The organism is Blautia sp. BCRC 81119 (assembly GCF_003184505.1).
GTDB lineage: Bacteria > Bacillota > Clostridia > Lachnospirales > Lachnospiraceae > Blautia_A > Blautia_A fusiformis.
In genome coordinates, this window is the sequence record NZ_QJHD01000005.1 from 1 (window position 1) to 25,725 (window position 25,725).

General features: G+C 40.4%; 22 protein-coding genes. All 22 read left to right on the plus strand.

Annotated features, from left to right (window positions below):
• Positions 1–418: 418 nt before the first annotated feature.
• The 22 genes from DMI82_RS04015 (at position 419) to DMI82_RS04120 (ending at position 25,468) form a co-directional block, all read left to right on the plus strand.
• A complete protein-coding gene (locus DMI82_RS04015) occupies positions 419–598 on the plus strand; it encodes a hypothetical protein (protein ID WP_110102542.1) in 180 nt (59 codons plus the stop codon).
• 110 nt (positions 599–708) lie between these two features.
• Positions 709–1,086 (plus strand): hypothetical protein, encoded by a 378-nt coding sequence (locus DMI82_RS04020; RefSeq protein WP_110102543.1) that lies wholly within the window; start codon positions 709–711, stop codon positions 1,084–1,086.
• Between the two features lie 6 nt (positions 1,087–1,092).
• A complete protein-coding gene (locus DMI82_RS04025) occupies positions 1,093–1,848 on the plus strand; it encodes a hypothetical protein (protein ID WP_242981804.1) in 756 nt (251 codons plus the stop codon).
• A 133-nt stretch (positions 1,849–1,981) separates the two neighbouring features.
• Positions 1,982–2,200: a hypothetical protein gene (locus tag DMI82_RS04030; protein WP_110102544.1), complete on the plus strand. Its 219-nt coding sequence runs from the start codon at positions 1,982–1,984 to the stop codon at positions 2,198–2,200.
• 424 nt (positions 2,201–2,624) lie between these two features.
• Positions 2,625–4,085: an RNA-guided endonuclease TnpB family protein gene (locus DMI82_RS04035; protein WP_110102545.1), complete on the plus strand. Its 1,461-nt coding sequence runs from the start codon at positions 2,625–2,627 to the stop codon at positions 4,083–4,085.
• Positions 4,086–4,749: 664 nt separating this feature from the next.
• Positions 4,750–6,573: an ATP-dependent metallopeptidase FtsH/Yme1/Tma family protein gene (locus DMI82_RS04040; RefSeq protein WP_110102546.1), complete on the plus strand. Its 1,824-nt coding sequence runs from the start codon at positions 4,750–4,752 to the stop codon at positions 6,571–6,573.
• Positions 6,560–7,162 (plus strand): hypothetical protein, encoded by a 603-nt coding sequence (locus tag DMI82_RS04045; RefSeq protein ID WP_110102547.1) that lies wholly within the window; start codon positions 6,560–6,562, stop codon positions 7,160–7,162. The genes DMI82_RS04040 and DMI82_RS04045 overlap by 14 nt, the downstream gene beginning before the upstream one ends.
• A gap of 94 nt (positions 7,163–7,256) precedes the next feature.
• Entirely contained in the window at positions 7,257–7,985 is a 729-nt protein-coding gene (locus DMI82_RS04050) for an NAD-dependent protein deacylase (RefSeq protein ID WP_110102548.1), read from the plus strand.
• 226 nt (positions 7,986–8,211) lie between these two features.
• Complete coding sequence (locus DMI82_RS04055) at positions 8,212–8,601, plus strand: hypothetical protein (RefSeq protein ID WP_110102549.1); 390 nt, start codon at positions 8,212–8,214, stop codon at positions 8,599–8,601.
• Between the two features lie 217 nt (positions 8,602–8,818).
• The gene (locus DMI82_RS04060; protein WP_110102550.1) at positions 8,819–9,484 is read left to right on the plus strand and encodes a hypothetical protein; all 666 of its coding nucleotides are present in this window, start codon (positions 8,819–8,821) and stop codon (positions 9,482–9,484) included.
• 54 nt (positions 9,485–9,538) lie between these two features.
• Entirely contained in the window at positions 9,539–10,921 is a 1,383-nt protein-coding gene (locus tag DMI82_RS04065; RefSeq protein WP_110102551.1) for a peptidoglycan binding domain-containing protein, read from the plus strand.
• Between the two features lie 18 nt (positions 10,922–10,939).
• A complete protein-coding gene (lepB, locus tag DMI82_RS04070) occupies positions 10,940–11,512 on the plus strand; it encodes a signal peptidase I (protein ID WP_110102552.1) in 573 nt (190 codons plus the stop codon).
• 180 nt (positions 11,513–11,692) lie between these two features.
• On the plus strand, positions 11,693–12,922 hold the full coding sequence (locus DMI82_RS04075) for a hypothetical protein (protein ID WP_110102553.1): 1,230 nt from the start codon (positions 11,693–11,695) through the stop codon (positions 12,920–12,922).
• Positions 12,923–12,988: 66 nt separating this feature from the next.
• Entirely contained in the window at positions 12,989–13,825 is an 837-nt protein-coding gene (srtB, locus tag DMI82_RS04080; protein ID WP_110102554.1) for a class B sortase, read from the plus strand.
• A gap of 453 nt (positions 13,826–14,278) precedes the next feature.
• Positions 14,279–17,707: a hypothetical protein gene (locus tag DMI82_RS04085; RefSeq protein ID WP_110102555.1), complete on the plus strand. Its 3,429-nt coding sequence runs from the start codon at positions 14,279–14,281 to the stop codon at positions 17,705–17,707.
• A 74-nt stretch (positions 17,708–17,781) separates the two neighbouring features.
• Positions 17,782–18,642, plus strand: a complete 861-nt coding sequence (locus DMI82_RS04090; RefSeq protein WP_110102556.1) for an LPXTG cell wall anchor domain-containing protein — start codon at positions 17,782–17,784, stop codon at positions 18,640–18,642.
• Positions 18,643–18,906: 264 nt separating this feature from the next.
• Entirely contained in the window at positions 18,907–20,775 is a 1,869-nt protein-coding gene (locus tag DMI82_RS04095; RefSeq protein ID WP_110102557.1) for a hypothetical protein, read from the plus strand.
• Positions 20,776–20,837: 62 nt separating this feature from the next.
• Positions 20,838–21,734, plus strand: a complete 897-nt coding sequence (locus tag DMI82_RS04100; RefSeq protein WP_110102558.1) for a hypothetical protein — start codon at positions 20,838–20,840, stop codon at positions 21,732–21,734.
• A 13-nt stretch (positions 21,735–21,747) separates the two neighbouring features.
• Entirely contained in the window at positions 21,748–22,986 is a 1,239-nt protein-coding gene (locus DMI82_RS04105) for a BspA family leucine-rich repeat surface protein (RefSeq protein WP_158526422.1), read from the plus strand.
• A 2-nt stretch (positions 22,987–22,988) separates the two neighbouring features.
• On the plus strand, positions 22,989–24,065 hold the full coding sequence (locus DMI82_RS04110; RefSeq protein WP_110102560.1) for a hypothetical protein: 1,077 nt from the start codon (positions 22,989–22,991) through the stop codon (positions 24,063–24,065).
• A 127-nt stretch (positions 24,066–24,192) separates the two neighbouring features.
• On the plus strand, positions 24,193–24,489 hold the full coding sequence (locus DMI82_RS04115; RefSeq protein WP_110102561.1) for a hypothetical protein: 297 nt from the start codon (positions 24,193–24,195) through the stop codon (positions 24,487–24,489).
• On the plus strand, positions 24,452–25,468 hold the full coding sequence (locus DMI82_RS04120; protein ID WP_110102562.1) for a sigma-70 family RNA polymerase sigma factor: 1,017 nt from the start codon (positions 24,452–24,454) through the stop codon (positions 25,466–25,468). Before DMI82_RS04115 ends, DMI82_RS04120 begins: the two co-directional genes overlap by 38 nt.
• Positions 25,469–25,725: the final 257 nt, after the last annotated feature.

Here is a 25,725-nt window from a genome sequence, read left to right on the forward strand (position 1 = left end):
GGATATTTTACTGGCAGTGATAAGCCTTTGTAATTCTGTCGCTCATAGTTACAGACATTCCAAAGTTTATATGCTGCATAGCACATATGCCCAATGATATTAGATTCTGCGTTATTTAACTTGATAGTTGTTTTTTGTGATAGCAGCATATAGATTCCTCCTTCCTTGAATTTCTTATTTATATTTAATATGCCAAATTTGTGATAAAATGTAAAATTTTGCGAAAAAAATCTCCGCATGAGATGCGGAGATAAAAAAGTCGTATACGATATTTTTATTTTTTATGCGTTTTCATCTCGGATATAGAATAACCGAGGATTCCCGCTTTAAATCCTAAAACTTTCTGAATTTTCAGTAGAGAAAATTTTCCGCATATTAGATGTATCTAGCAATACCATTCAAGAAAGGAAAAAAAGATATGAACGAACATGAATTTTGGAAAGAACGCCGCCACCTTGAGGAAATGCCGTTTGATAAGCGTTTTGATGTGGACGGAAACTCTGAACTTTGCCATGCAACCGGATATGAGGTCTTTGACGGCGAGGACTGGTGGGATGAGTTCGTGGATTCTAACGGAGATTTCCAATACGGAAGATAACTCCGGGAAATATTTTTGCCTGCAGAAATTCTGTAGGCTTTTTTCGCAAATTTTTTTTCTCTCCAAAAAATCCCGCATGTTATATATAGAAAAAACAAAGGAGACAAAAAATGCCTGAAAAAATACTAGTCTTGGATAGCTCAACTTTTTTCGTAATCTGCCACGCAGTAGCAGAAGACGAGAAAGGTATACGAAATGCACAGAACCTGTATTGGTTCCTGTCAGACGGCAAAAATGCAGCAAACCAGGAGATTCTCTCAGACCACACGTGTGAAACTATTGTTCTGGATGCAGACTGGATTGCTAAGCATGCCGAAAACAAATATCTTGGACTTCAATACCGTCAGAACGGTAACACGCACACCGAAACAGTATGTTTTCTGTCCAGCGATATTACAGTTTTGCTGAAAAGAAATTCTTTTGCTAAGCTGAATATATGCGACATACACGGCAACACGAAGGATACATACACCCTGAAAAGGAGATGATTCAAAATGCTTAAAAAGAAGCTCAAAACAAAAACAAAAACCAAACCAAAGAGAAGTCTAAAGACAAAGTCCTCCACCTACAAACGGCCTTCGCGCAAGCAGCGCCGCAATAAGAAGATGTACGAAGATGACTCTCTGCTGAATATCTGGAATGGAAATGGATTCGTAATGTGCGGGCTTGGAAAAAAATCCCGAATGTTAGCAAAAATCAAACATTTCTTCAGATGCATCAAATGGTCAAAGCAAAGAGCAAAAAGAGGTTTTGCTGACTCTGATGTGTGGAGTATGTACACATATCTAGAAGAACTGATGCCGGCAATGCTGCAGTATCTGAAAGATAACCGGATGGGAAGCCCGGCGATGCTCGGTGAAAATTATACTGACGAGCATGGCATAATGCAGAACGATGCTTGCCATAAAGAATGGGACAAAATCCTTGACCGGATGATTTTCCTCTGGCGGGAACTTGACGAAGAGACATGCAGTGAGAAAAATAAATACGAAAAAGAATATTCAAAAGCCTCTGATGAATTCTTTGATAAATACGGTTTCTTCGGGGAAGGCCTGGAAACAGAAGAAGAAAAAGAAAAAGCAAAAAAGACAGGCTCCAGAAGGATGCATTTTATGAGTGAACTGCCAGAGTACGAAGAAATCAGCCGGCTGCATATGGAAGAGGAGAAGCGACTGATGGCGTATAGAGAAAAATGCAAAGATGAGGTGTTTGATTTAACGAAGAAATATTTTTTCGCGTTGTGGGATTGAGGGAAATTTTTAATGTGATTAGAGACGGGCGCTGCCTTCGGTAGCGCTTGTTTTTTTTGTAAAAATAGAAATCCTTCATATTATTATAGATATATGATATTATTTATATAAAAAAAGAAAGGAGAAAAAAGAAATGGTAAAATACATTCTAATGCCGGAAGAGGCTATTCAGAAAATAAGAAAAGGAGACAAATTTTTTGTGGATGGCGAATTCAATCCGAATGCTGCCAGAATCATAACTGCGGCACATGATGCATATTTTTGGGTAGATGACAACAATATGCCACATTGGACTGTGGATGCAGAGGGGGGCGGATGCTATGGATATGGAGAAATCTGCCAGCAGGTTTAAGTTTTTTGATACAGCCAGAAATTTTGGCTGTATTTTTGATACAAAAATGGAGAATTGGCATATTAAGAATGAAAATTTTTATTGAAAAAAATTTAGCCGTCGCATTCTCGTGACTTCAGTCGTGATGCAGCGAGCTTACGCTCGCTTGCACCAGACGCGGACGGAGTTTCTATTCCCTCGTATGCGTTCAATTACCTTCAGACCGACGGGCAAGCAAGCTTAACCGCGGTTTCCCGTCCGTCGATGAGGTAGGCGGCTCGTTTTTTTTTGAGTACATAAAAATATCGTTTACGACGTTTTATTTCTCTACGTTTCGGCGTAGAGATTTTTTTATTTCCATCAAATTTTTTCGCAAAAAATCGTCCCGTTTCTAATTTTTTCGGCATATTAAACGTATAAGAAATTTACAGAAAGGAGGTACGATATGGCAAACTCAAACAGAAAGAAAGCCCGTAAATTACAGACTGCCAAGAAGACGAAAGCCGCCGAGAAAGAGAAGACCGTTAAGAAGGTAAAGCCTGCCGAAGAAAAACCGATAAAGTACACTGTCACAGCAGAACAACAGGCTGACGGTACTTTTGAGTTTCACGGAGGCAAAGGCGGATTCAATATCATTAAGCAGAAGAATAAAGCATTAGAGCCTTACGGAAAATGCATACATAATTATGGCGTCCTTTTAGAGCTGATTCCAGGAGACAAACAGACTGCGATTAACCAGCAGATTGGGAATGCCCGTGTAGTACATAATGACTACCTTTCTAAACGTGAGGAATACTATAAGGAGACCAAAAAGGCTTTAACGGTCTCACAGTATAAAAAAGAATACCTTCCGGCATTAAAAAAAGAAAAGGAATATCTTAAGGATACAGACAAGTTTGTTTACGAAAATGCCTGCCGGAATGTAGATGACGCATACAACAGATTTTTTAAGGGGTTGTCTGGATTTCCGAAATATGCTTCCAGAACGAAGCCAAACGGAAACAGCTTTACAACAAATTTCACAAACAACAACATTGAGCTGAAGATGATTGGAGGCACCCCGTATGTTAAGCTTCCAAAAATCGGAAATGTGAGGTTTATCCTTCCAAAGGAAAAAAAATTAAACGATATCCAACCGCATGGAGTGTCAATCAAGGCGGCAACTGTAAACAAGGAGCCAGATGGCTCATACCGCATCGCCCTCAGAATGGAGAGCGTGATTGATAAGCCTGTATTTCCAACTGTTATAAATGCAAGGGAGATAATCTCTGTTGACCTTGGCCTGAAAGAATTTGGCGTTTTTGGAAATCTGGAAGAATCAATCCCCATACCAAACCCGAGGTGGATTAAAATCCATGAAAAAAGACTGCGGAGATTCCAGCAGAGCCTTTCAAGAAAACAGTATGATTACAAAACACATACCGGTTCAAAGAACTGGGAAAAAGTCAGGGCTAAGGTCGCCAAAGAGCAGCGTAAGATTGCGGACCAGAGAAGGGACTTCCACCACAAGCTTTCAAGAGCAATTACAGATAACTGCGTTGCGTTCATATGCGAAGACCTTGCAGTCAAGAATATGATGAAGAACCACCATTTATCAAAGTCAATCGCATCTGTTGGCTGGTCCCAGTTCTTAACAATGGTACAGTATAAAATGGAGCGTGCTGGTAAATATTTCAGAAAAATCAGCCGATGGTATCCATCATCACAGACATGCGGCTGCTGCGGATATAAAAATACAGATGTTAAGGATTTGGGCGTCAGAAAATGGAAATGCCCGAAGTGTGGAACCTGGCATGACCGAGATGTCAATGCTCAGCAGAATATATATAAAATTGGTGCGAAGCTGTTCCAGGACGAAGGGATACAGATTATCGGCCTCCCTGTAACCAACAAACCTGCAAACTGATTCTTCAGAAATAACTGTTAACCCAGCAACAGGTAAAACCGGTCACATATAAACAAGCACTCCGGAAACGGGAATAACCAGATAACGAAGCAGCGGTATCTCGGGGAAGCGTGGAATCCGTGGTGAAAGTCCACTTTTAAAGCCTGCACCGCAGTAGGACTGTCAGCGTAAGGACGCTGACAGAGAGTCTGAGTAAGACACGGCCGGAAGGCAATGCATCGGACAGATGAAGCAGGAAAGAAGATAGAATGGAAGGTGCAACCGGGTCGCAAGACTGAAAAAGCCTGACGGACTGTCGGAAGCCCGTGACTTCAGTCATGGGTTCTTCACACCTCCACACAACTAAAGTCGAGGGATTCCCGCACCTGCAAGCAAAAGAAAGGAAGAAAAATAATGAGGAAAATCAAAAGAAAAAAAGGATATGCAGAGAAAAGACTGCAAAAACATATACATTTGCATAAAGTATTTTGACTTTCTTGCAAGCTACCGCTTCGCGGCAGCTTTTTTGCCATATTTGCTGAAGCCTTAAGAATTCTCGCTATGTGCAAAGACTAACCTGGAGAATCATCTCCAGGTTTTTTGTTCGCAAAAAACGAACGGAAATCAAAAGATTCTGCATATTACAGTTAGAAAAAAAATATAGCAGAAAGGAAACAATAGAAAAATGAGAAAAAAAGACAACGTAAAAAAAGATACGGTGAAGTCAAACGTAACAGACAGAGATAACGGCAGGAACGATGGAACAGCAGGAAAGGGTCCCGGGAAAGATAAGATAGTAAAAATTATTTCATATATCATACTGGCCGTTCTGATAGTTACCGCTGGAGCTGGGCTTTATGTCGGTTCGGGTCCTGGAAGGCAAGGAAAGCCAAAAGAAATAAAATATGAAAAATTCCTGGATATGGTGGATGCGGGGCAGATTAAGGAAATCAAGTGGAATGAAGATGACGAGACCATCACTGCCTATGACAAAAAAGATAAAGAATATACAACGTCAAATCCAAAATACGATGATTTCAAAGTAGATATGCTGGAGCAGGGCGTAGAAGTTAAAGAATCAGGAATGCTCAAGAAATATGAAACGCCGATTATGATGGCAGTTCAGTTACTTATGTATGCCGCTTTATTCTATGCAATGACAAAGATAATGGGTATTGGTTCCATAAAATCAACCAGAAAGAAAGAACAAAAAAGCAATGTTAAATTCAAAGACGTTGCCGGCCTGGATGAGGTAAAAGAAGACCTCATGACGGTCGTTGACTTCCTGAAAAATCCGGATAAATATAAAGAAGCAGGCGCAGATATACCGAAAGGTGTGCTGCTTTACGGCCCTCCAGGAACAGGAAAAACACTTCTGGCAAAGGCTGTGGCAGGAGAAGCCGGAGTAAAGTTTATTGCAACGTCCGGTTCAGACTTTGATGAAAAGTATGTCGGTGTTGGAGCGAGCAAAATGAGGAAACTTTTTGACGACGCAAAGAACAATGCACCATGCATCATCTTTATTGATGAGATTGACTCCATGGGCGGCCGTAGGCACTCCAAACAGAATAATTATGACAGACAGACGCTGAACACGCTGCTTTCAGAGATGGACGGATTTGACGGAAGCAATGGTGTTGTGGTGATTGCAGCAACAAACAGACTGGAAGACCTGGACCCGGCGCTGACAAGACCAGGAAGATTTGATAACCATTTTGCAGTCAGCCTTCCGGAAAGCGCAAAAGAAAGAAGGGTTATTATTGACCTTTATACGAATAACAAGAAATTTGCCGAGGACGTTGATTTTGATGCATTTGCAAAAGAAACCATGGGCAGCAGCCCGGCGACAATCAAGACTGTATTAAACGAAGCGGCTATTATTGCAGCAAGAGATAATAACGGAATCATCGACAGAAAAATCCTTGATGAAGCATGGATGAAACAGTTAATGGAAGGGCATTTAAGAAGGAACGGTGAAAGAAATAATATTGAAGTCGTAGCATGGCACGAAGCAGGACATGCGCTGGCAGGGCTCCTGCTTGGTCAGGACCTGACAAAGGCATCCATCATCCCGTCAACATCTGGTGCTGGAGGCGCAACCTTTATCACTCCAAAGAAACTTGGATTATTCACAGTCAAAGAATTAAAAGAGCAGGTAATCATGCTGTATGCAGGAAGAAACGCTGAAGCACTGCTGACAGAGAGCAACGGCGAAGAGGAAGGAGTTACAACCGGGGCATCAAATGATATTGAAAAGGCTACAGACATCATCAAGAAAATGATTGTAGAATATGGCATGAATGATGAGTTCGGACTGCTGAATCTGGATAATCTCGATGTAAAGCCGGAAGTCATTACAAAAGAGGCGGTCAAACTCGCAAAGGCGCTTCAGGAGCAGTCTCTGATACTAATGAAAGAAAACATTGACAGGCTGCGGGATATTGCAGAAGAACTTATGAAAAAGGAAACACTCACAGGGGAGGAAATTAGAAAAATTGCAGAAAGATAATTTTTTTAACAGAATGACCGGCAGGGGTGAACTGCCAATCAGCAAAGTGGCTGGCCTTCATCCCCCAGATGACGAAGAGCATGAATATATAGAAGATATAATGCATAAAAAAATAAGCAGGGAGCTTTTGGCATCTGTTCTATGGTCAATAATTGGGATTGCATTTATTATCGTATATATTTATATCCATGTAAAATCGAAATCAGAAATAACCATTTATTTCTTTATCACTCTTGCTGTGTTTGTCATGATTGTTATTGTAAATACATACCGCTTTGCTGTTGTGGATAAAAAACTTGACAAGATAGTCAAAGAAAGAAAGTACACGATAAGAGATGTTAAAGTGCATCATGTGATGCCGGGCTATGGAACAAATTTTGGCAAACTAACTGTAAAGATTCAGGATGAACAGGAAAATGTGTATTATCAGGAATTTACACTCAATAGAAAAATGGCAAAGATGTACAAAAACGACACAGATACAGCATTTATCCTGATAGCACTGGATAGAAATAAAAATATATACAGTCTTTTAAGCAAGAAAGAAGAGCAGAAAAAAGAAAAAAGTGAAGAGGCAGCCGAAGAATAGCGGCTGCCTCTTATTTTGCATACAGAGAAAATTGTGCGTATTTCAGGAAAGAAATTCTGCATATTGTAAATATAAAAAAGAAGGAGGAAAAGAAATGACGAAAGAAGTAGAGAAGTTGCAGGAACTAATCGATAACCACGATAACATTGTATTTTTTGGAGGCGCAGGGGTCTCAACAGAAAGCGGCATCCCGGATTTCAGGAGCCAAAACGGGCTGTATAATATGGAATACGAATATTCACCAGAGACAATCTTAAGCAAACAGTTCTTTAAAAAATTCCCGGAAGAATTTTTTAAATTTTACCGTGATAAAATGTTATGCGATGCAGCAAAGCCAAATGCTGCACATTTAAAATTAGCTGAGCTGGAAGAAGCTGGAAAAGTTAAGGCTATTATTACGCAGAACATTGACAATCTGCATCAGATGGCCGGAAGTAAAAATGTACTGGAACTGCATGGAAGCGTATACCGCAACCATTGTACGAAATGCGGAAAGGCATACGGCCTTGATTACATTAAGGATTCTGATGGAGTACCGCATTGTGAATGCGGCGGAATCGTTAAACCTGATGTAGTACTATATGGAGAAAATCTCAATGACGGTATTATGGCCAAGGCTGCAAGGGCACTCCGTGAAGCGCAAGTGCTAATCATTGGAGGAACATCACTTTCTGTTTGGCCTGCCGCCAGTTTGATTGACTATTTTTACGGTAATCATCTGGTGGTGATTAACAAAACCCCGTCACCGCGTGATATGCATGCAGATTTGGTTATCCGTGAGCCAATTGGAGAAACATTCGCTCAGATTCAGCTAGAAAAATAAGAAAAAATTTTTTTTCAAAAGTTGGTCAAAAAAGTGTTACAAAAATTTTTTTATTTTTCATATTGTATATGGATGCAAAAGAGATGCAAAAAAGCGGGATAAAAAACAGGGCTTTGCCTCAATTGGTAATCCTCCGGCCCGATTTTTAAAAGCACCTGGATTTTGCAAAATAAATATATAGATGCGCAAAAGAAAGCGCAAAAAAATCTAACAGGAGGAAAAACCAATGCAGAATAAAGCAAAAAGAAAGATTGACTACAAGAAGGTGGCATGGTGCCTTGCGATGATGGTGCTGGGAAGCATGATGTTTATTATGCCGGCATTTGCTGACACGGTAAGTGCAAGTCAAACTATGAACAATTTAATTAGTTTAATGTGCTCAATGTTCAAATATGTTGGTGCCGCTATTTTTGTATGGGCGATTATTCAGTTCGTTCTTGCCACAAAACGTTCTGATGCTGATTCTAAGGCTGATGCAGTGCAGACAGCTGTTTGCGGAATCGCACTTATGGGCATTGTTGTTATTGTAAATGCCCTTGGTATCGGTAAGGCGATTGACGGCAATGGCAATGACTTTACAGATGATAAATTAGGTTCTACCGGCGGTGGTAAATAAATTAACACAAAAAGCAGGCTAACTTTCAAGCCTGCTTTTTTTGTTTGTTTACATCTAAACGCACAAGTAGTCTAAATATTTTATTTTGATATTCCACGAGATAATACACATTTACTAAAATAAGATTTGTCAATTAGATAAAAACCCGCAAAAATTTGCAGCAATCTCAAAAATGACGTATAATATAGCTAGAAAATAGAAAGAAAGGAGAAAGAAGATGGCTAAAAATATTCTAAAAAAGATTCTCACTGTAATCGGCTATCATTCGCCGGATATTGCGCGAATTGTCACTATCGTCATGTGCATCATTATGACCGGCCATTGGATTGCTGTGAATAAAGACGGCATGAACGTTTTTATCGTACTGTTTTCTGTATTGGTTATCTATCCTCTTCTTGGTCTCGTCCTTTCAGTTCTGATAATAATCCCTTCATTTATTTGCCGAATGATTTTGTATGCATTAGGAAACGATGCAAATGCAGAAGACCATTATTCATATACATATGACAATAATAGCGATAGCAATAACGCATATAGTAACGCTGAAAATGGATACCAAAGATACCAAAATCAGCAGCAGAGTGGTCGATATTATGGTTATAGCGGTTACGGATATAATTCCGGAAATGCCGGTTATGGTTACAGCAATACCGGAACCGGTCAGAGAGATTATTCTTATAACTATTCTGGAAGAACAAATATGAAGAGCGATTATGAGATGGCACTTGAATTTTATAAACTTCAGATGCCTTTTACAGAAAAAGAACTGAAAGAACGTAGAAGACAATTTATGAAAACCGCACATCCGGATGCCGGCGGCAGCAATGAAGAGGCAGAAAAGATTAATGAATATTATGAGATTTTAAAGAAATACGCATCATAAACCAGACTGTTTTTTGCATACTGTAAGAAAACGATATGCAAAGGAGCAGAAAAAATGAAGACAACAAGAAAGATAATCATTACAATGTTATGTGTGCTATGTATTATACTGGGCACATCCTATTTTCTGGGAATGGCGTATTTTCAGACACATTTTAAAATAGGCACTACAATCAACGGTTTCCATTGTGCGTTTAAGACGGTTAACGAGGCCGAGGCGCTGCTATCAAAAGAAGTCAGTAGTTACGCAATCGCCATAGATACGAGGAATGGAGGGGTCGAAAAACTAACTGCAAAAGATGTAGGAATGACGTTCAATGGAAAAGAAGGACTAGTGAACATCATCAACAATCAAGATTATAGATTATGGTTTATGCCAGAAATAAAGGAACATAATCTTGATGAGGAAAGTTATGCGATAGATTCAGCAAAGATACAAAAATCAATCGCGAAATTAAAATGTATGCACAATATGGTGAGTCCTGAGAGTGCGCGTATCGTTGACACGGATGGATTTTACCAGGTAGCGCAGCAGGTCATAGGGACTGAACTCGACAGGGAGAAAGCAAAACAGGTGATAGAAACGTCCATAAGGCAATGGCACAAAAGCGTAAACCTTGAAGACAAAGGATGCTACAAAGAGGCAGAAAGAACAGATGAAAAAGAATTGCAAAAGCAGTGTGATTTTTTAAACTCAATCAAAGATGTTATCATAACATATGACTTTGGGGATAGAAAAGAAACTGTGGATGTTGAGACGATAAGAAAGAATATGCTCAGTAAAGATTTTAAACTGAGCCAGAAAAAGATTGAAGAGTATGTGAAATCATTGGCAGAAAAATATGATACAATTGGAAATGAAAGAAGCTTTGTTACCTATGATAATCGGACTTCCAGCATTTCCGGAGGCGATTATGGGTGGCAGATAGATATAAAAAAGACGGCACAGGATTTAAAACAGATGATTACAGATAAGACAATTGATGTTGTGAATCCAACATACAGTCAGAGTACAGTCAGCAGGAATTCAGACGACATCGGTCATTCTTATCTGGAAATCGATAAGTCACATGGAAGCGTGATTTTATACGTAGATGGAAATCCAGTGGCTCAATGTCAAGCAAGACTTGGCACAGACATCTCATCCGGATTCTATAGATTAAAGCTGAGAGAGGCAGCAGCAGAAGACGGTACAAAAAATATCATGTATTTCGGAGATGGTGCTGTTTATCAGTTTGATGAGGCTGCGGCGATGCCTGGTTTCTCCGGAAACGAAGATATTTCAGCAACGGCAACATCGAATGGTGTAAAACAGGGATGCATTGCTGTTGATGAAACATCTATGAATACAATATTCACCACATTTCAGGACAACTGGCCGATTATAGTCTACGATGATTCCAATATCACGGGACAGACTACACAAGGAACAGAATAGAAAGACGAGGAAAATTTTATGGAAGAAGATAAAGTTAAAAAAGAAGAAGAAAAAACGAACGATTTAAAAAATATTCGGCATACTATAGTTGTATACCTGACGATAGCCGTTATGACAATGGTTGCAATGGTCGTATTATATACACAGGTACTTATGAATGCTTATATTCCATCCGAATCAATGGAAAACACACTGATGACTGGCGATAGGGTAATCGGCAACCGTCTCGCCTATAAGTTTGGACACGACCCGGAAAGATTTGATATTGTTATGTTTCATTTCCCGGATGACCCAAGCATGATTTATATTAAAAGAATCATCGGTCTCCCCGGGGAAAAAGTAACAATCAAAAAAGGAAAGGTCTACATCAATGACAGTTCCACTCCACTCGATGATTCGTTTATCCGTGAAAAAATGGAGACAGAACCCGATATGGAATTCAATGTCCCTGAGGGATGCTATTTCATGTTGGGAGACAACAGGAATGAATCCGCAGATTCACGGTATTGGGATAATCCATATGTATCCGCTGACCAAATAGTAGCCAAGGCTTCTTTCAGGTATTGGAAGGGGTTCAAGGTGGTAAAGTAACAAAATAACAACCCTGTAACGACTCTCTGATGGGCAGGGCACGGTTTATACGGGCATGCTAAAATAAAAGATGTCGATATGCAGGACTCCTTCCGGCCAACGCGACAGTTTTCTGTTGCGCTGGCCGTTTTGCATACATCGAAACGATATCAGAGAAAGAACAGGAGGAAAAAATAAATAATGAGAGAAGAAGATAAGAATTACAATCTCGAAGAAGATGATGAAGACGAGAACTTTATGATAGGCGGAACCGATGACGACCTTGATGAAGAACCGGAAGAGCCGGAAGGAGAGGAGGAAACAGAGGCCCGGGTTAATAAAAAACCTGAAAGAAAGACTACGCCCAACAACGCAGCGGACGCTGAAAGAGCAAATACCAAAAAGGAGAAAAAAGAAATAATCCATGACGAGGAAGAGGAAGAAGACGACTATGATTATGACGACGATGACGATGAAGAAGAAAACGGCGGAAAGAAGAAAATCATTGTCATTGCAATCATTGTCGCAGCGGCCGTAGCAGCGGCAGGCGTATGTACATACCAGAAATTAAAAGGAAATAATGAAGGAGCGCATCAGGAGCAGCAAGCAGCCGAAGCAACAGAGACACCGACGCCTGAGGCTGACAGCGCAAGTGAAGACAGTGACTACGAAGAAGACTTCGGTGACGACAGTACGGAGACCGACGACGGTACAGACAGTGCTGATGCAGACAGTGATTCTACTGATGAAGATGGCAGTACAGATGAACACGATGCCCTGCCGACTTCAACGCCAAAGCCATTACCGACTGCCACTCCAATGCCAACAGACACACCAAATACAGAAGAGGACACGGATGTTGTTGATGCAAATAATGAAACAGACAGTACGGAAGCCGAGAACACCGGTGATACTACTGTTGCGGACTCAGACTCACAGTCACAAGAGCCGGCAGGGGTAATTTTCCTTGGTGATGAGAGATTCCGAACAATGGCAAACTACGCTAGCGGGCAATCTGATTTATGGGAGTGCTCTGCATCTGGTGATTTTTCATGGATGACAGACACGGCATACCCGGATGTAGATACAAAGATTGGAAATGGAACAAAAATATTTATCAGTATGGGCATTAACGACCTTGATAACTACCAGGCTTACGCATCTTCCATCAATACAAAAGCGAAAGAGTGGCAGGACAAGGGAGCCTCTGTTTATTTTGTAGCAGTAGGGCCGGTATCTGCTGAAAGCACCACTTCAAACCAGAAGATTTCAACATTTAATACCTACATGTATCAGAACCTGAGCATTCCGTTTATTGATGCTTACAATCATCTTGTAAGTTCTGGATTTAGTACAACAGACGGACAAGATTATGACGAGGCAACAAGCACTGAACTATATAATTATCTGAATAGTCTTATCGGAAGATAAGCAGCGCGGGCTGATATATTCAGCCTGCTTTTTTCTGAAAACAGACGAGAGGAGGACGCTGCCTGAATGGAAAAGATAGGAGCGAAAGAAAGCAGAAAAAAGAAAAAAAAGAAGATGACAGCCAGCGACGTTGTCTTGATTGTGATTTTTGTCGTTGCGATTACGGTCGCCGCTGTCTCCGGTTATAAATTATATTCTATCATGATGGAATACAAAGCGGGTGTCGATGAGTACAATGAAATTGCAGACACGGTTGTCAAAGAAAGAGATGCAGACGCGGAGGAAGTAAAAAAACTGAAAGACGCAAAAGGACATGAGACCAAACATTGGACGTCACCGTTGGAAATTAATTTTGATGAGTTGAAGAGCATTAATCAAGATGTAGCAGGTTGGCTTTATATGGAGGCTTTACCAAACATTAATTACCCGATTGTCCAGGGAAGTGATAATGATTTTTATTTACATCACACATACAAAAAAGAATCTATTTTCGCAGGTTCTATTTTTGTTGACTGCAAGAACACAAAAGATTTTTCCGACCAGAATACCATAGTTTATGGGCACAATATGAAGAATGGTTCTATGTTCGGAACATTAAAACAATATAAGCTGCAGGAGACCATTGATAAAAGTCCATACTTCTGGGTAATCACGCCAAAAGAAGCATATAAATATAAGATTTTTGCGATGTATGTGGCCAATGTGGATGGCGATACGTACACTTTGATTAAGGGCCCGGGAAAAGAGACTATTGAATATGGTGAAAGTATGAAGGCAAAATCGCTGATAAATACAGGAGATTATCAATTTAAACAAACTGATAAGATTGTTACACTTTCAACATGTACAGGCGATTCTTCAACAAGATTTGTAGTACAGGGCGTAAGAGTAGAACCGGAATGAGTGCAAAAAGATGACTGGATATAATGTCCGGTCATCTTTTTTTTGACAAAAATAAATTGTCAAGAAAAAGTGTTACAAAAAAAAATTTATTTTGCATATTGAATATAGAGAACATGCAGGCATGGCCTATACGGCCGACCGGTAACTCGGAACAAACCCCTTTGTTATCAACGGAGAGCGAGAAGCCTCCGGCCGACCAAAAGTCGTCCGCGGGTAAAATGTCCCGGTTTTAACTTCGCACATGGGTCGGAATCCCCGTTCGAAGTCAGGTAACAGCCCGGCTCTGCTGGCGAGTTATCAATCGATGATACCGCGAGCTGTGCTCGCGTCTACCCAAGTCTCGTAAAGGCTGAACGCAGTAGGCTTTAGCCGCTGACAAATGATACCTGCAGATAGTTCTAAAAGAACCAGCAAAAAAATATGCGAAAGCAAAAAAAATAGGAGATAAAAGAAATGAAAAATAAAGTTATTTCAGCCATGCTTTTAGGCATGTCAGCAACAATGGCTGTGCCAGGCACAGTAGTTATGGCAGCGGAAGACGGTTCCGAGTCTACCGCAGTAGAGGAGACCGCAGCTGAGGTCCCAGAAGCAGAAGGAGGAGAGTCTGAGGCAGAGCAGAACGATGAGGAGAGCCAGGATAAACAGGATACCGATACAGCTGTCCAGAAAATGATTGACTATGCAACAGACGAGAGTGTAAAAGTCGCAGATACACCAGACGATTTCGGACCTAAACTGAGCAACATTGTTTTTTCTGATGATGTATTTGGAAAATATGCGGATTCATTAAATGAGTACATCAATGGAAGCGAGATAGATACAGATTCTATTTACAATTGCGAAATGGATATGGTAGATAAGGTAGCCGAACTTACCAAAGATGAAAGTGCAGAAGCGATTGCTGCATCAAAATACCAGGTTGCTCTGACATTTGAAAGTGTTTATGGAGAGGACGCTTTTATGCCAGGACGGGATATCAGACGTGCACTGATTGCAGATAGCAGTAAAGATGAAGATTTTGCTGTATGCGGAACAATTGCAGAGGCTGATACGGTATACATCAGTGCAGGCGGAACAACAGCGATTCCGACTACTCTTTTTAAAGCGGTATCCGAACAACCGGAAAATCCAGATGAGACAGGTGCTACAGACTCACCAAACGACACAGATTCAGTTACTAAAGACGAAGACCAGAACGGAGCAGATGACTCAACTACAGAAGAAACGCCGTCTGATACAACAAACCCGGATACCCCAGGAGACGTAACAACAGATTCAGATTCTGCAGAGGAAGAAAAGAAAAGCCTTGATGAATACGTGGAAGGGCTTGACGATATTGAAATCCAGCTTGGAGATGACCTTCCGAGTCCACGCGTTTCCTATGATGATACAAAAGTCGTGTCTGTATCACTTGACACTTCAAAAGTAGACAAAAACACAATCGGAGTGTATACGATTTCTTACATCATCAAAGGAGTTGATGGTACCACTAAGATTGTAAATAAACAGTGTGCAGTATCTGAAGACCCGGTCCTTAAGGAACTGAGAAAACAGATGTGTGAAAAAGCCGGCGAGATTGAAAAAGGTAAGTTTACCGAAAAAGATTTCAAAAGCAAATGGGATGAAGCCGTAAAAGCAGCAAAAGCAGAAATCAACAAGAAGAAAAATGAAGAAGAGATGCAGGCAGTGTTGGATAAACTGACAGAAACAGCCGCATCAATCCTTAATGACCAGCAGCTTTATGTAACTAAAAACGGATATGTTGGCGAAATGTATAGTAAATTTGAGTCCATGGAATTTGTCACTGATGCGCAGAAAAACATGGCAAACGATGTCTTAAAAGACGCAGTCGCAAAAATCAAGAAATCCGAAACAGTTGAAGACGCTAAGCAGGCAATGGATGAAGGAATTGAAAGCATCGAAAAAATCGCTGCGCAGGATGATTCATCTATTGATGCGCTGAAGAGCGAGGCGAAGAAGAAAATCAATGCTGCTATGGATGGAATCAAGGATAAAACAACCGTACTGCAGAATGTATACGGTTCATTAATCTTCAAACTCGATACATGCACAACAGCGAAAGAGATTGATTCCGTAACAAATTCCGCAGACAGCGCTTTTGCCCATGTGAAAGCTGCGATTGAAGGTGACATGGATTCAATGTTTGCTCTGTATAAAGACCTTAAGGGAATTGCTCCAGACAGCGATACAACGGAAACAATTGACGAAATCATATTACTCGGCACACCAAGTGATATTTCTGATGGAGAAGATAAGATTTCAGATATCCATAAGGCTATCACGAGCGACGTGGATGAGTTTACAGCATATCTTACCGGACGCGCCGGTGAAACAATTTCTGGGGAAACAAAAGCAGAGGCTTATGCCGCTTACGTAAAAGCTACGAACGGAACCCCAGATGCAGACCTCACAAAAGTAAAAGAAGATGCAAAGTCAGAAATCCAGAAAGCACTTGATGAAATTACAAGTGACAATAAAGAAGTAACAGACAAGAAAGGTCAGATTAAAGACGAGGTGTTTAAAAAAATTGATGCCGCAGCATCTGCAGAAGAAGTAGAGACTATTGTCAGTGATGCTAAAAGCGAAATCAAGGACCTGAAAGATGAAATTACAAATAATGAGGGTCTGAGTTCAGTGAAAGAGAGCGCCAAGAAAGAGATTCAGAATACTGTAGACAATCAGTCTGACGAAGAACTGAAAGCCTCAATTCAGCAGCTGGCTGGTGCCGCACTGAAAAAAATAGAGAATGCTACAACAGAGGATGAAGTAAAAGATATCGTAGAGGGATTTAAATCTGACGTACAGACAACTACAGATGCTTACAAAAAAGACAAAGAACTTGCATCAGTGAAAGCAGACACATTAAGTAAATTGTCTGTTCTTGAGTCAAAAGTGAAGTCTGAGTATGTAACAGCAGATATGAACAGCATCATCAGCACTGCGAAAGCAAACATTGAAAATGCACAGTCTGCATCTGAATGCTCTAAGATTTACGCCCAGGCAAAAACGGATTACAACAATGCATACCTGACATCAATGCGGTCTGTATTTAACAATAAGCTGGATGCACTCCTTACAGAGTACAAATTTACAGATGATACATATTCTCAGAAAGCACAGGAAGTAATCAACAAGCAGAAAGAGAACATTAACAAAGCAAAAAATGAAACAGCAATGGAAAAATGTTACAACCTTGCTAAAGACAACCTTGCGAAGCTTGTAACCGCGCAGGACGCAGCAGCAAAACTTGCACAAGCAAAAACGGATGCGATAGCAAAAATCAAAGCAATGGTAACAAATCCTACAGATACTTCGAACAAGATTATCGATACTTACACAGACAAAATCAACAAAGCAACATCAGAAGATGATATCAATAAACTTGTTGATGGATGTCAGCAGGCACTGAAAGACGCAGGGGTTGATGCGAGCAGCACGGCAGATGCATCAAAACTTGCGCAGTTAAGGGCAGACGCAATCAGTACACTCCAGAAAATGCTTGACACGGTCCCTTCAGACAAGAAAGAAGATGCACAGAAAGTGTTTGATTCTTACGTAGAAAAGATTAACTCAGACACAACAGAAGATGCCATCAAAAATGACCTGGAAGAAGGCAAGACCAAATTAAAGAAATACGGAGCGTCTGATGTAACAGATAATACCCCAACCCCGAACGGAAATACATCTACGACTCTTGATGGTTCCGGTTCAGGAGCAACAGAGAAGGGAAGCGATGTTGCCACAACGAGCGGAGTAAAAACCGGCGACGATAATATGGGTATCATTGCAATAGCAGGGGCTGCAATCACGGCGGCACTTGCAGCAGCATTTATTTCACTGAAGAAATTCATTAAAAGATAAGAACGATGTAACCATTACATGAGGCAGCCTGTGCTGCCTCATACATAAAAATTCATAGAAAAGAGGAAAACATAATGAAAAAAGGATTAATTGCTGTAGTGCTTGTTGCAGTTTTAGCCGCTGGAGGCGCTGGGGGCTATACTGTATACCAGAAAAAAGTAGTAGAAAAAAAATATGAGCAGGATATGACAAAAACGATATCAAGCCTGCCGGCTATCACGGTATACGAAAAAGAAGACCTCCCATCCGTAGAGGAAGAGTTCAAAGGCACCGAATCAAATATCAATATTGATTCTATAACACCTGATATCAGTGGTGTACATACAAGCGAGCCGGGTGAATATGATGTTAAATACACTTTTAAAGACAGCCATGGCGCAGACAGGACTGCAACTGTAAAATGCACCGTAAAACCTGAGTTAGCATCACATGTTGAGGGCATGCAGGATATCGAGATTGACAAAGGGGATGAACTGCCTACAGAATCCGGATGTACATTCGATGATTATGTAAGTTCCGTAACATTAAATACCGATGAGGTAGACAATGAAGAGGCTGGAACTTACGACATCTCTTACACGGTTCTTGGTGCAGATGGAGACATGAAGACAGTAGAAGGTTACACCTGTACCGTCAACGAAGTTGCAACGCCAACCCCAACGGCAACTCCAAAACCGACTGCAACGCCGAAGCCAACCGCTACCCCAGAGGCAAAACCGGAAGACAATACAGCACAGCCTGAAACGACAGAAGCAGAAGGTAATTCACAGCCTGAACAGGCAGCCGCTGATACAGCAGTAGGAAACGTAGAAGTACAGAATAATGTTGTAGAGACAGGAGATGAGAACAATATCATCGCAATCGGAGCACTGATTGTTGTTTGCCTTGGTGCTGCCGCAGGAGTGCTGATTTATAAGAAGAAAAAGAAAAATTAATTTTAATCTGGTACCGGGCCGAACGAAGAGTTATCAATTTTAATCTGGTGCCGAGCCGATACGGCGAGGTATCAAACAGAAAGCGCTCAGCCGACAGGAAGCCAGCAAAAATAGATAGAAAAAGCCCTTCATTTATTCACAGATGAGGGCTTTTTTTGTCGGCAAAAAAAATGCGCAAAAAAGCAACGATTCTTGAAATTATTTGGCATATTATCTTAGAGAAAATTAATTTTGATTTAGATAGTTTGAAAGGAGAAAGAAATAATGGCAGAAAATTATTTAATTGGGATGGCAGAGGAAATCAAATCATATATTCCCGGCACATCAAATATTGAAGAGGGGGACAGCAAGATTACGATTAATGCAGAATTAAAGACAGGCATTAAAGGTATAAGCGTTGCGATTGAGTGCGCCCCAAATACAGTAAAAATCAAAGGTACGCAGGAATATAAGTATCCGATTTCCGAAGAATCCGTAGAAGAGTTCCAGCAGGAGATGATGGAAAAATATTCCGGATGCAATGTGTATGTAAGCGGCCAGGTATTTGCATTTTCAAAGTTTTTTTCATACCAGACAGTAGAAGAAGCAGTAAAAACAACAGAAGAAATCATCGATGCGATGCAGGACGCAGTGGTGACATTTGAGAACGACTGCGTAAACTTTCTTGAAAAAGATGTTGAGGCCAAAGAGGAAGACTATAACCCGGAAGAAAACGTAAATCTTGTACACGTGGATAATGCATACCATGCGGTATCAACTACGATGCAGGATACAGAGGACTATGAGGAAGAACATCGCAAATTTGCGGAAAAAATTTTCTGTGATTTAGCAGCTGAAATTGGTGGGACATTAAATGGAAATGAAGTTATCCTCGCCGACAAAAAAGAAAAAATTACAACAGACTGTATTTTTTTACCTCTGGATGCGGAGATTCTGGTTTCCGTATCTACTCCGGCAGATAATGATGCCGGCACGATATATGTTTCCTACATCAATGCAAATTATCCTGAATTGATGGCTGCTTATGACGCAGACAATGAAGTATTCAAAGTAAGAACGTATTCAAGCCCAGACAAATACGCACCGGATGAAACAAAAGAGCGTCTGGATTTATGTAGAACGGCTCTAGTTGCATGCATGAAGGAATATGAAAGAACGCTAAAAAAGAAAGATTCCGCGGACTTTGCGTCAGACGTACAGCAGATTTTGTCAGAACAGACAGCAATGGTATCTGAGCGAGAGAAGGCTGTCGCTGAGCGTGAAAATGAAATGGAACAGAAAGAAAAAGAGATGCAGAAAAAAGAGGCAGAACTACAAAAACAGGTTGCTGTATTGGAAGAAGAAAGGGCTGCACTTCAGGAGAAAATCAAATCAGAAGAGGCGAAAGTAAAAGAGCATGAAGAGGAGATGCAGAATAAAATCAAAGAATATGAGGAAAGGGATACAAAAAATATACTGAATCTGCAGCAGCTCGCAAAGCAGCTGGCTGCATTGCAGGATAGACAGAATGCCCTGGGAAAAACTGATAACGAAGCGGAAGAAGAAGTGTTCAGAATGAAGCAGAAAGTACAGCAGCTGGTAGGACAGAAGATTGCCTTGGAGAAAAAATTAACAGAAAAAATTGTCACAAAAGAATCAAAAATCAAAGAACTCTCTGATTCCATTGGAAAGAAGGACCGTGAAATCAAAAAGATTGAAAGCAATATTGAAGACATGGTCAAAAGCCAGGTAGCAGATGAAGTTAAAAAAGTAGAAGAACGCGCGGAAAGTATCCAGAAGCAGCTGGACGAAATCGGGCATATCCTGACGCCGGAGGACCTGATTTCTTATTATGAGCAGTATTCCGATGCTGAAATCAAAAAATTCCATGCCCCAAATGCAGAATTTGTTGTATACAATGACGGGGCTCTTGAAGTTAGAATCCGTATCGGAGAGACAAACTACGTTGAAGTATCAAGAAGCGCAGCGCTAAAAGACCAGATTCTGAGGAAACTTAACACAAAGTACAATGATGTCAAATTTTACAGTACAAAAGATGACAGGATTGCAGCAAGGTCATATTTTAAGAAAAATGCCGCTGCTGAAGATGTCGACGACATTGTAGCATCATTGTCTGAAAATTTCAAAAAATAATAGTACAGCCCATCGGTAATTTACTCATTACTGATGGGCACGCATAAAGGAGGAGTAGAAAAATGGACAATACAGTGATTATTTTAATCGGAGCCGGTGTTTCTTGCGTCGTGATTGGTTTCGCTCTGTTTGTTAAATTGGCAAAAATGGGCTCACAGGAAGAGAGTGAAGCATCAGGAAACAAGAAACTGCTTGCAGACGATTATGCAGAAAATTTCCAGGAATGTTTTGAAAACACTGGAAACATTGAGGACACGCTTGAACAGCTGGCTGATATTTATACTGGAAATCAGTATATGTACAATCTGATTATCAATGCCCTTAACTTCCTTAAAGAAGACCAGGGTGATTATGAGACTGCATTGGAGGGTATCAATGTTGACAGTGATACAAGTATCATGAAGATGCATAATAACGCGATAAAAAAGGCGTTAAACATTGGAAATAGAAATAACGCTCATGAAGATGTTAAAGAGAAACCGGAACGAGAAAAAGCGAGAGAGAGTCACAATAAATCAACAAAAAGCGAAGGGGACTCGGCCGATGATATCGTCTGTGAGCCAGGCCCTGCGGTTTCAGCTTTTCATGAAGGCTTAAATTCACGCCCTGAGTTCGATAACGAATCAAGTTTTGCTGACAAATTGCCGACGAATGAAGAGGATGAGTATGAAGAAGACGAGGAAGAAGATGAGGAAGAAGACGAAGAGTATAACAGCACACAGGAACTTTTAGATAACGTTAATACTGATAAGAAACAGGAGGCACCGAGTCTAAGAACTGGCCACAGGAGGGAAGCGCGGATTATTAATGGAGAACAGGAAATCCCCGGCCGACAAAAAGTCGTCCGCGGGTCAAGCGCTCCGGTTTTAACTTCGCACATTATCAAAAAAGAAAGAAATCAGGAAATCGAAAGTGAATCTTTTGAAGATGACGACTTAGATGATTTCAAAATTGGCTAAGGAGAGGATGGAGATGGACAACAAAATAAAAGCAATCATCGCCGTTGCCGTTGTTGCAGTTGGGATGATTGGATACACACAAATATCAAAAGAAATGAACAAAGACCCTGAGATAACCGGACTGCAGGCTGAATTCGTTGGAAAGGTAGGACCGGGAGGGTCGTTATCTAAAAACATGTTTAAAGTGACTGGAACCACTGAGGCGGGTAAGGTTGTGCAGATAAATGACTTTTCTTCAAAAACAACTACTGCTGCAGAAAACGGAGCATCTTGTGAAGTGAATATTGAGGCTCAAGGACAGTCGGCAACAGTCATTGTTGACATCACAAGAGAGCCGGTACTTGAAGAAAATATCGGATATCCAAATGAGAAAAGCGCAAAAGTGACATGCTATTCAAATGGAGATTTGGAATTCACAGGAAAGGGGGACATTACAAACTTCACAACGTTTCCGTGGTCATCAAGTACATATTCCCATGTGTATATTGACGATTCACTAAAAATCGAGAATATGGACAACTGGTTTGAGGGGAATGAAAATCTGGTATACTGCGACAATCTGCCAAAAACGTTAAAGACAATGAAGAGTACATTCGCAGGATGTACGGCAATAGAGAAGACTCCTGATTATTTTCAGTGCTCGAATTTAAAAATTATGGATTATGCATTCTCTGGCTGCTCTGCATTAAAAGAAGCAGACATCATCCCGGTCAATGTGTCATCAATGAAATACACATATGCCGATTGCATTTTACTCCAAAGCCCAATCAGTCTTGATAAAACAAGTAATCTGACGAACGTCTCTGGACTATATTCTGGGTGCACAAACCTGAGGGAGGCAACGACAATACCTGATAGTGTTATCTACATGAACGAAACATATAAAGACTGTATCAATATTAAAGAAGCGGTAAAATTCCCGAAAAGTATAGAAGAAATCAGCGCAGCATATGCAGGATGTACCGGATTGCTGACGGGAGCAACGATTCCAGAATCCGTAATAAATTTTACCGATTGTTACAATGGCTGTGAGTCCTTAAATGGCAAGTTGGAAATCAATTCAGACTCGGATTCATTTGAAGGTGTACTGATGGGGGCAACAACAAACGGCGACAAATTAAGTATATCAGGAAACTGCGGTAATCTTCTTGCAATACAAAAAAATGCTTCAAACAGTAATATCGTGATGGCTGACCCTGAAGCAGCGTCAAAACAGAACGAAAGATTAAACAGAGAGAAGGAGAGTCAATAAAAATGGTAAAAAAAATAGTTGTGTTTTTATGTTTTTTTGCTGGAGCCACATGCTTTATCTCTGCCGGTTTATACATAAACAGGCAGAATGCTGGACTTGAGCCGCAAAAGACAGAGGAAACAGTTTCAAAGGTGAAAAGTCCAGAACTGTTATCAGAGATTGACATGACATCATATGTTTCGCTTCCAGAATCATTTTCAGACATTGACATTACAGAAGACTTGGACAATATCGAGGTCACAGATGATAATGTGCAAGATGTTATGTATGAACAGCTCGATAAAACTGCAGACCGGTTAGGTTCAGTGCAATCAGACCGTAGCGATAATATCACCCTTATTGTGGATTATACAGTAACGCAAAAAGGCAAAGTAAAAGAAGTTAAAAGTAATTTTAAAATGGCATATAGCGACAACTCGAAGATATACAGTGACGATGTCTATACTGCATTAAATAACGCTAAAAAAGGAGACACTGTAAGAGTAACGGATACAACTTTTAATGGTGTCGAAGATGCATCGGTAGACATAACGATATCTGATATTTTGAATATGCCATATCCAGTTACCGACGATTACATTCAGAACAACACAGAATACGACAGTGTGCATGATATGTGCTCCGCATTAAAAAACGATGCAAGCGGAGAGGCTAAGGAAATTGCAAGAGAACATACGATAAATTCACTGATTGATACGATGATGGAACAGACTACTTTCATTCAGCTTCCGGAAAGCCTTATCCAAAGAGAGTTGGAAGTCCTCCAGAAAGATGACCCAAACGCAACATATGAACAGGCAAAGCATAGTCTTTATAAAATTTTCTTTATCGCATCGGTTATAAAGAATGATGGCGTTGCGACAAAAACGGACCTGGAAAAAAGGTATGAAAAGCTAGACAAATCGGAAAAAGAAGGACTTTCGAAATATGAAATTGAAAGAAAAAAGTACCTTTTATTTGAGGAGGATGTTGTCACCAGCATTTATAAAAAAGTTCAAATTAACAGTCAGGAAAATTCAACAAGCAGCTCTGATGCTGCTGAAACTGATAACACCGAGGACGATAATTCAATCGAATAATTCTAAGCAACACGAAGAGCAGAGATTTATATTCCTGCTCTTTTTTTTGCAAAAAAAACGTAATCCTTCATATTGTTTTCGGCATATTAACATAGAACACGAAGACCTGAAAAGGAGGCCGAAGAATATGCGAAAAACAATGTATTCAGCAATGAAAAATCTAGCAGAATATATTGCCGGGAACGAAAGTTATGACTTTGAAACTATCTGGAAAGAATGGAGTTCCAAATATAAACCATTAGAAGAAACTACTAAAGAATTAAAAAAGATGGGAGAAAGTTTATGTCAGATAGATAAGAGTGACATCAAATCGGTGCCGGAGAGGAGCTATCGTGAAACTATAAAAAAGATGTTAAAGCCAGAAATCAACAAGGAGGAGTTTTTTGATGGACACGTCAGTGACAAAGATGAATGCTGCCGATAATGCTCAACTATTAGAAGAAAAGAAGGTAGTCTACAGTTCAAATGGAAAATACGACCCACAAGAGATTAATAAACTGGTCAAAGTATACCATATGGCGCTTGAAGCAGGCGACAACGCAACGGTGCAGGACGCATTTACGCAGATATACTATTTTATCAAAAATTACGTTTATAAAACACTTTGGGATAACTATCGCACACTTATGCAGAACAGATATCACCAGGAAGACATTGTTCAAGATGTGTGGATTAAGATTTTTTCGGAATTAAAAAATTACGACCCTGACAAAGGTGCTATCACTACGTTCATAGCGCCATGGATTCGTCATGTGGTAAGCGATTATGCAAGCAAAAATTTCAGGAAAACCTCTGTGTATTATGCGAATGCCATGAAAAAAATCAATGGCGCACAGAATTACTGTAAACAATATGGATTAAATGCAGATGACATTGAGACAATCATGAGCCTGACAGGGCTGTCAGAAGCGACCGTAAAGAATACTCTTGATTTAATGTCAAAAAAAGACAGCGTCTCATACGAAGCATTAATTGATGCGGGCGCAGACTATACAGCATCAATTAAAGGACCGGAAGAATCTGTTATTGAATCAGAATCAGAGGAAAACTTAAAAACAATCCTTAAGGATGTATTGACGGATGAAGAGCTTAATCTCTTAGAACTGTTGTTAAATCCTGAGAATTCAAGTAAAAAGCACTCCAGCTATCGTGAGATTGCAGAACAGATTCCAGGCAGTAATATTCCAAAAGTAAAACGTAAGATATCACGCATTACCACAAAGCTAAAAAATAATAAACAGTTTGCACAATTGTACCCTTATATTATCGCACAGGAAAAAGCATTGGAGGATAATTACATACCAGTCATGGGTGATGATGGGAATGAAGATGACGACATGTATGAGGAGTTCGATGACATGGACATGTCGGAAGGATGGAAAAGAACGAAAAAAAATAAGTAGCCTGTCATACAGGCTCATGATACCGCGAGCTATGCTCAGCTATGCTCGCTTGTCAGCCTCTGCGAGGCTTGGTAACGAAGGCGCTAAGCCTGAGTTATCATTTTTAATCTGGTACCGAATCCAGCAAGGCCGGTGAGGCATCATATTCATTCTGGTACTGAGTGCGAAACACGAAGTATCATTTTTAATCTGGTGCCGAGCCAATACGGCGAGCGGCGAGGTATCAATTTATGCTGGTAACGACTCCGGCAAAGCCG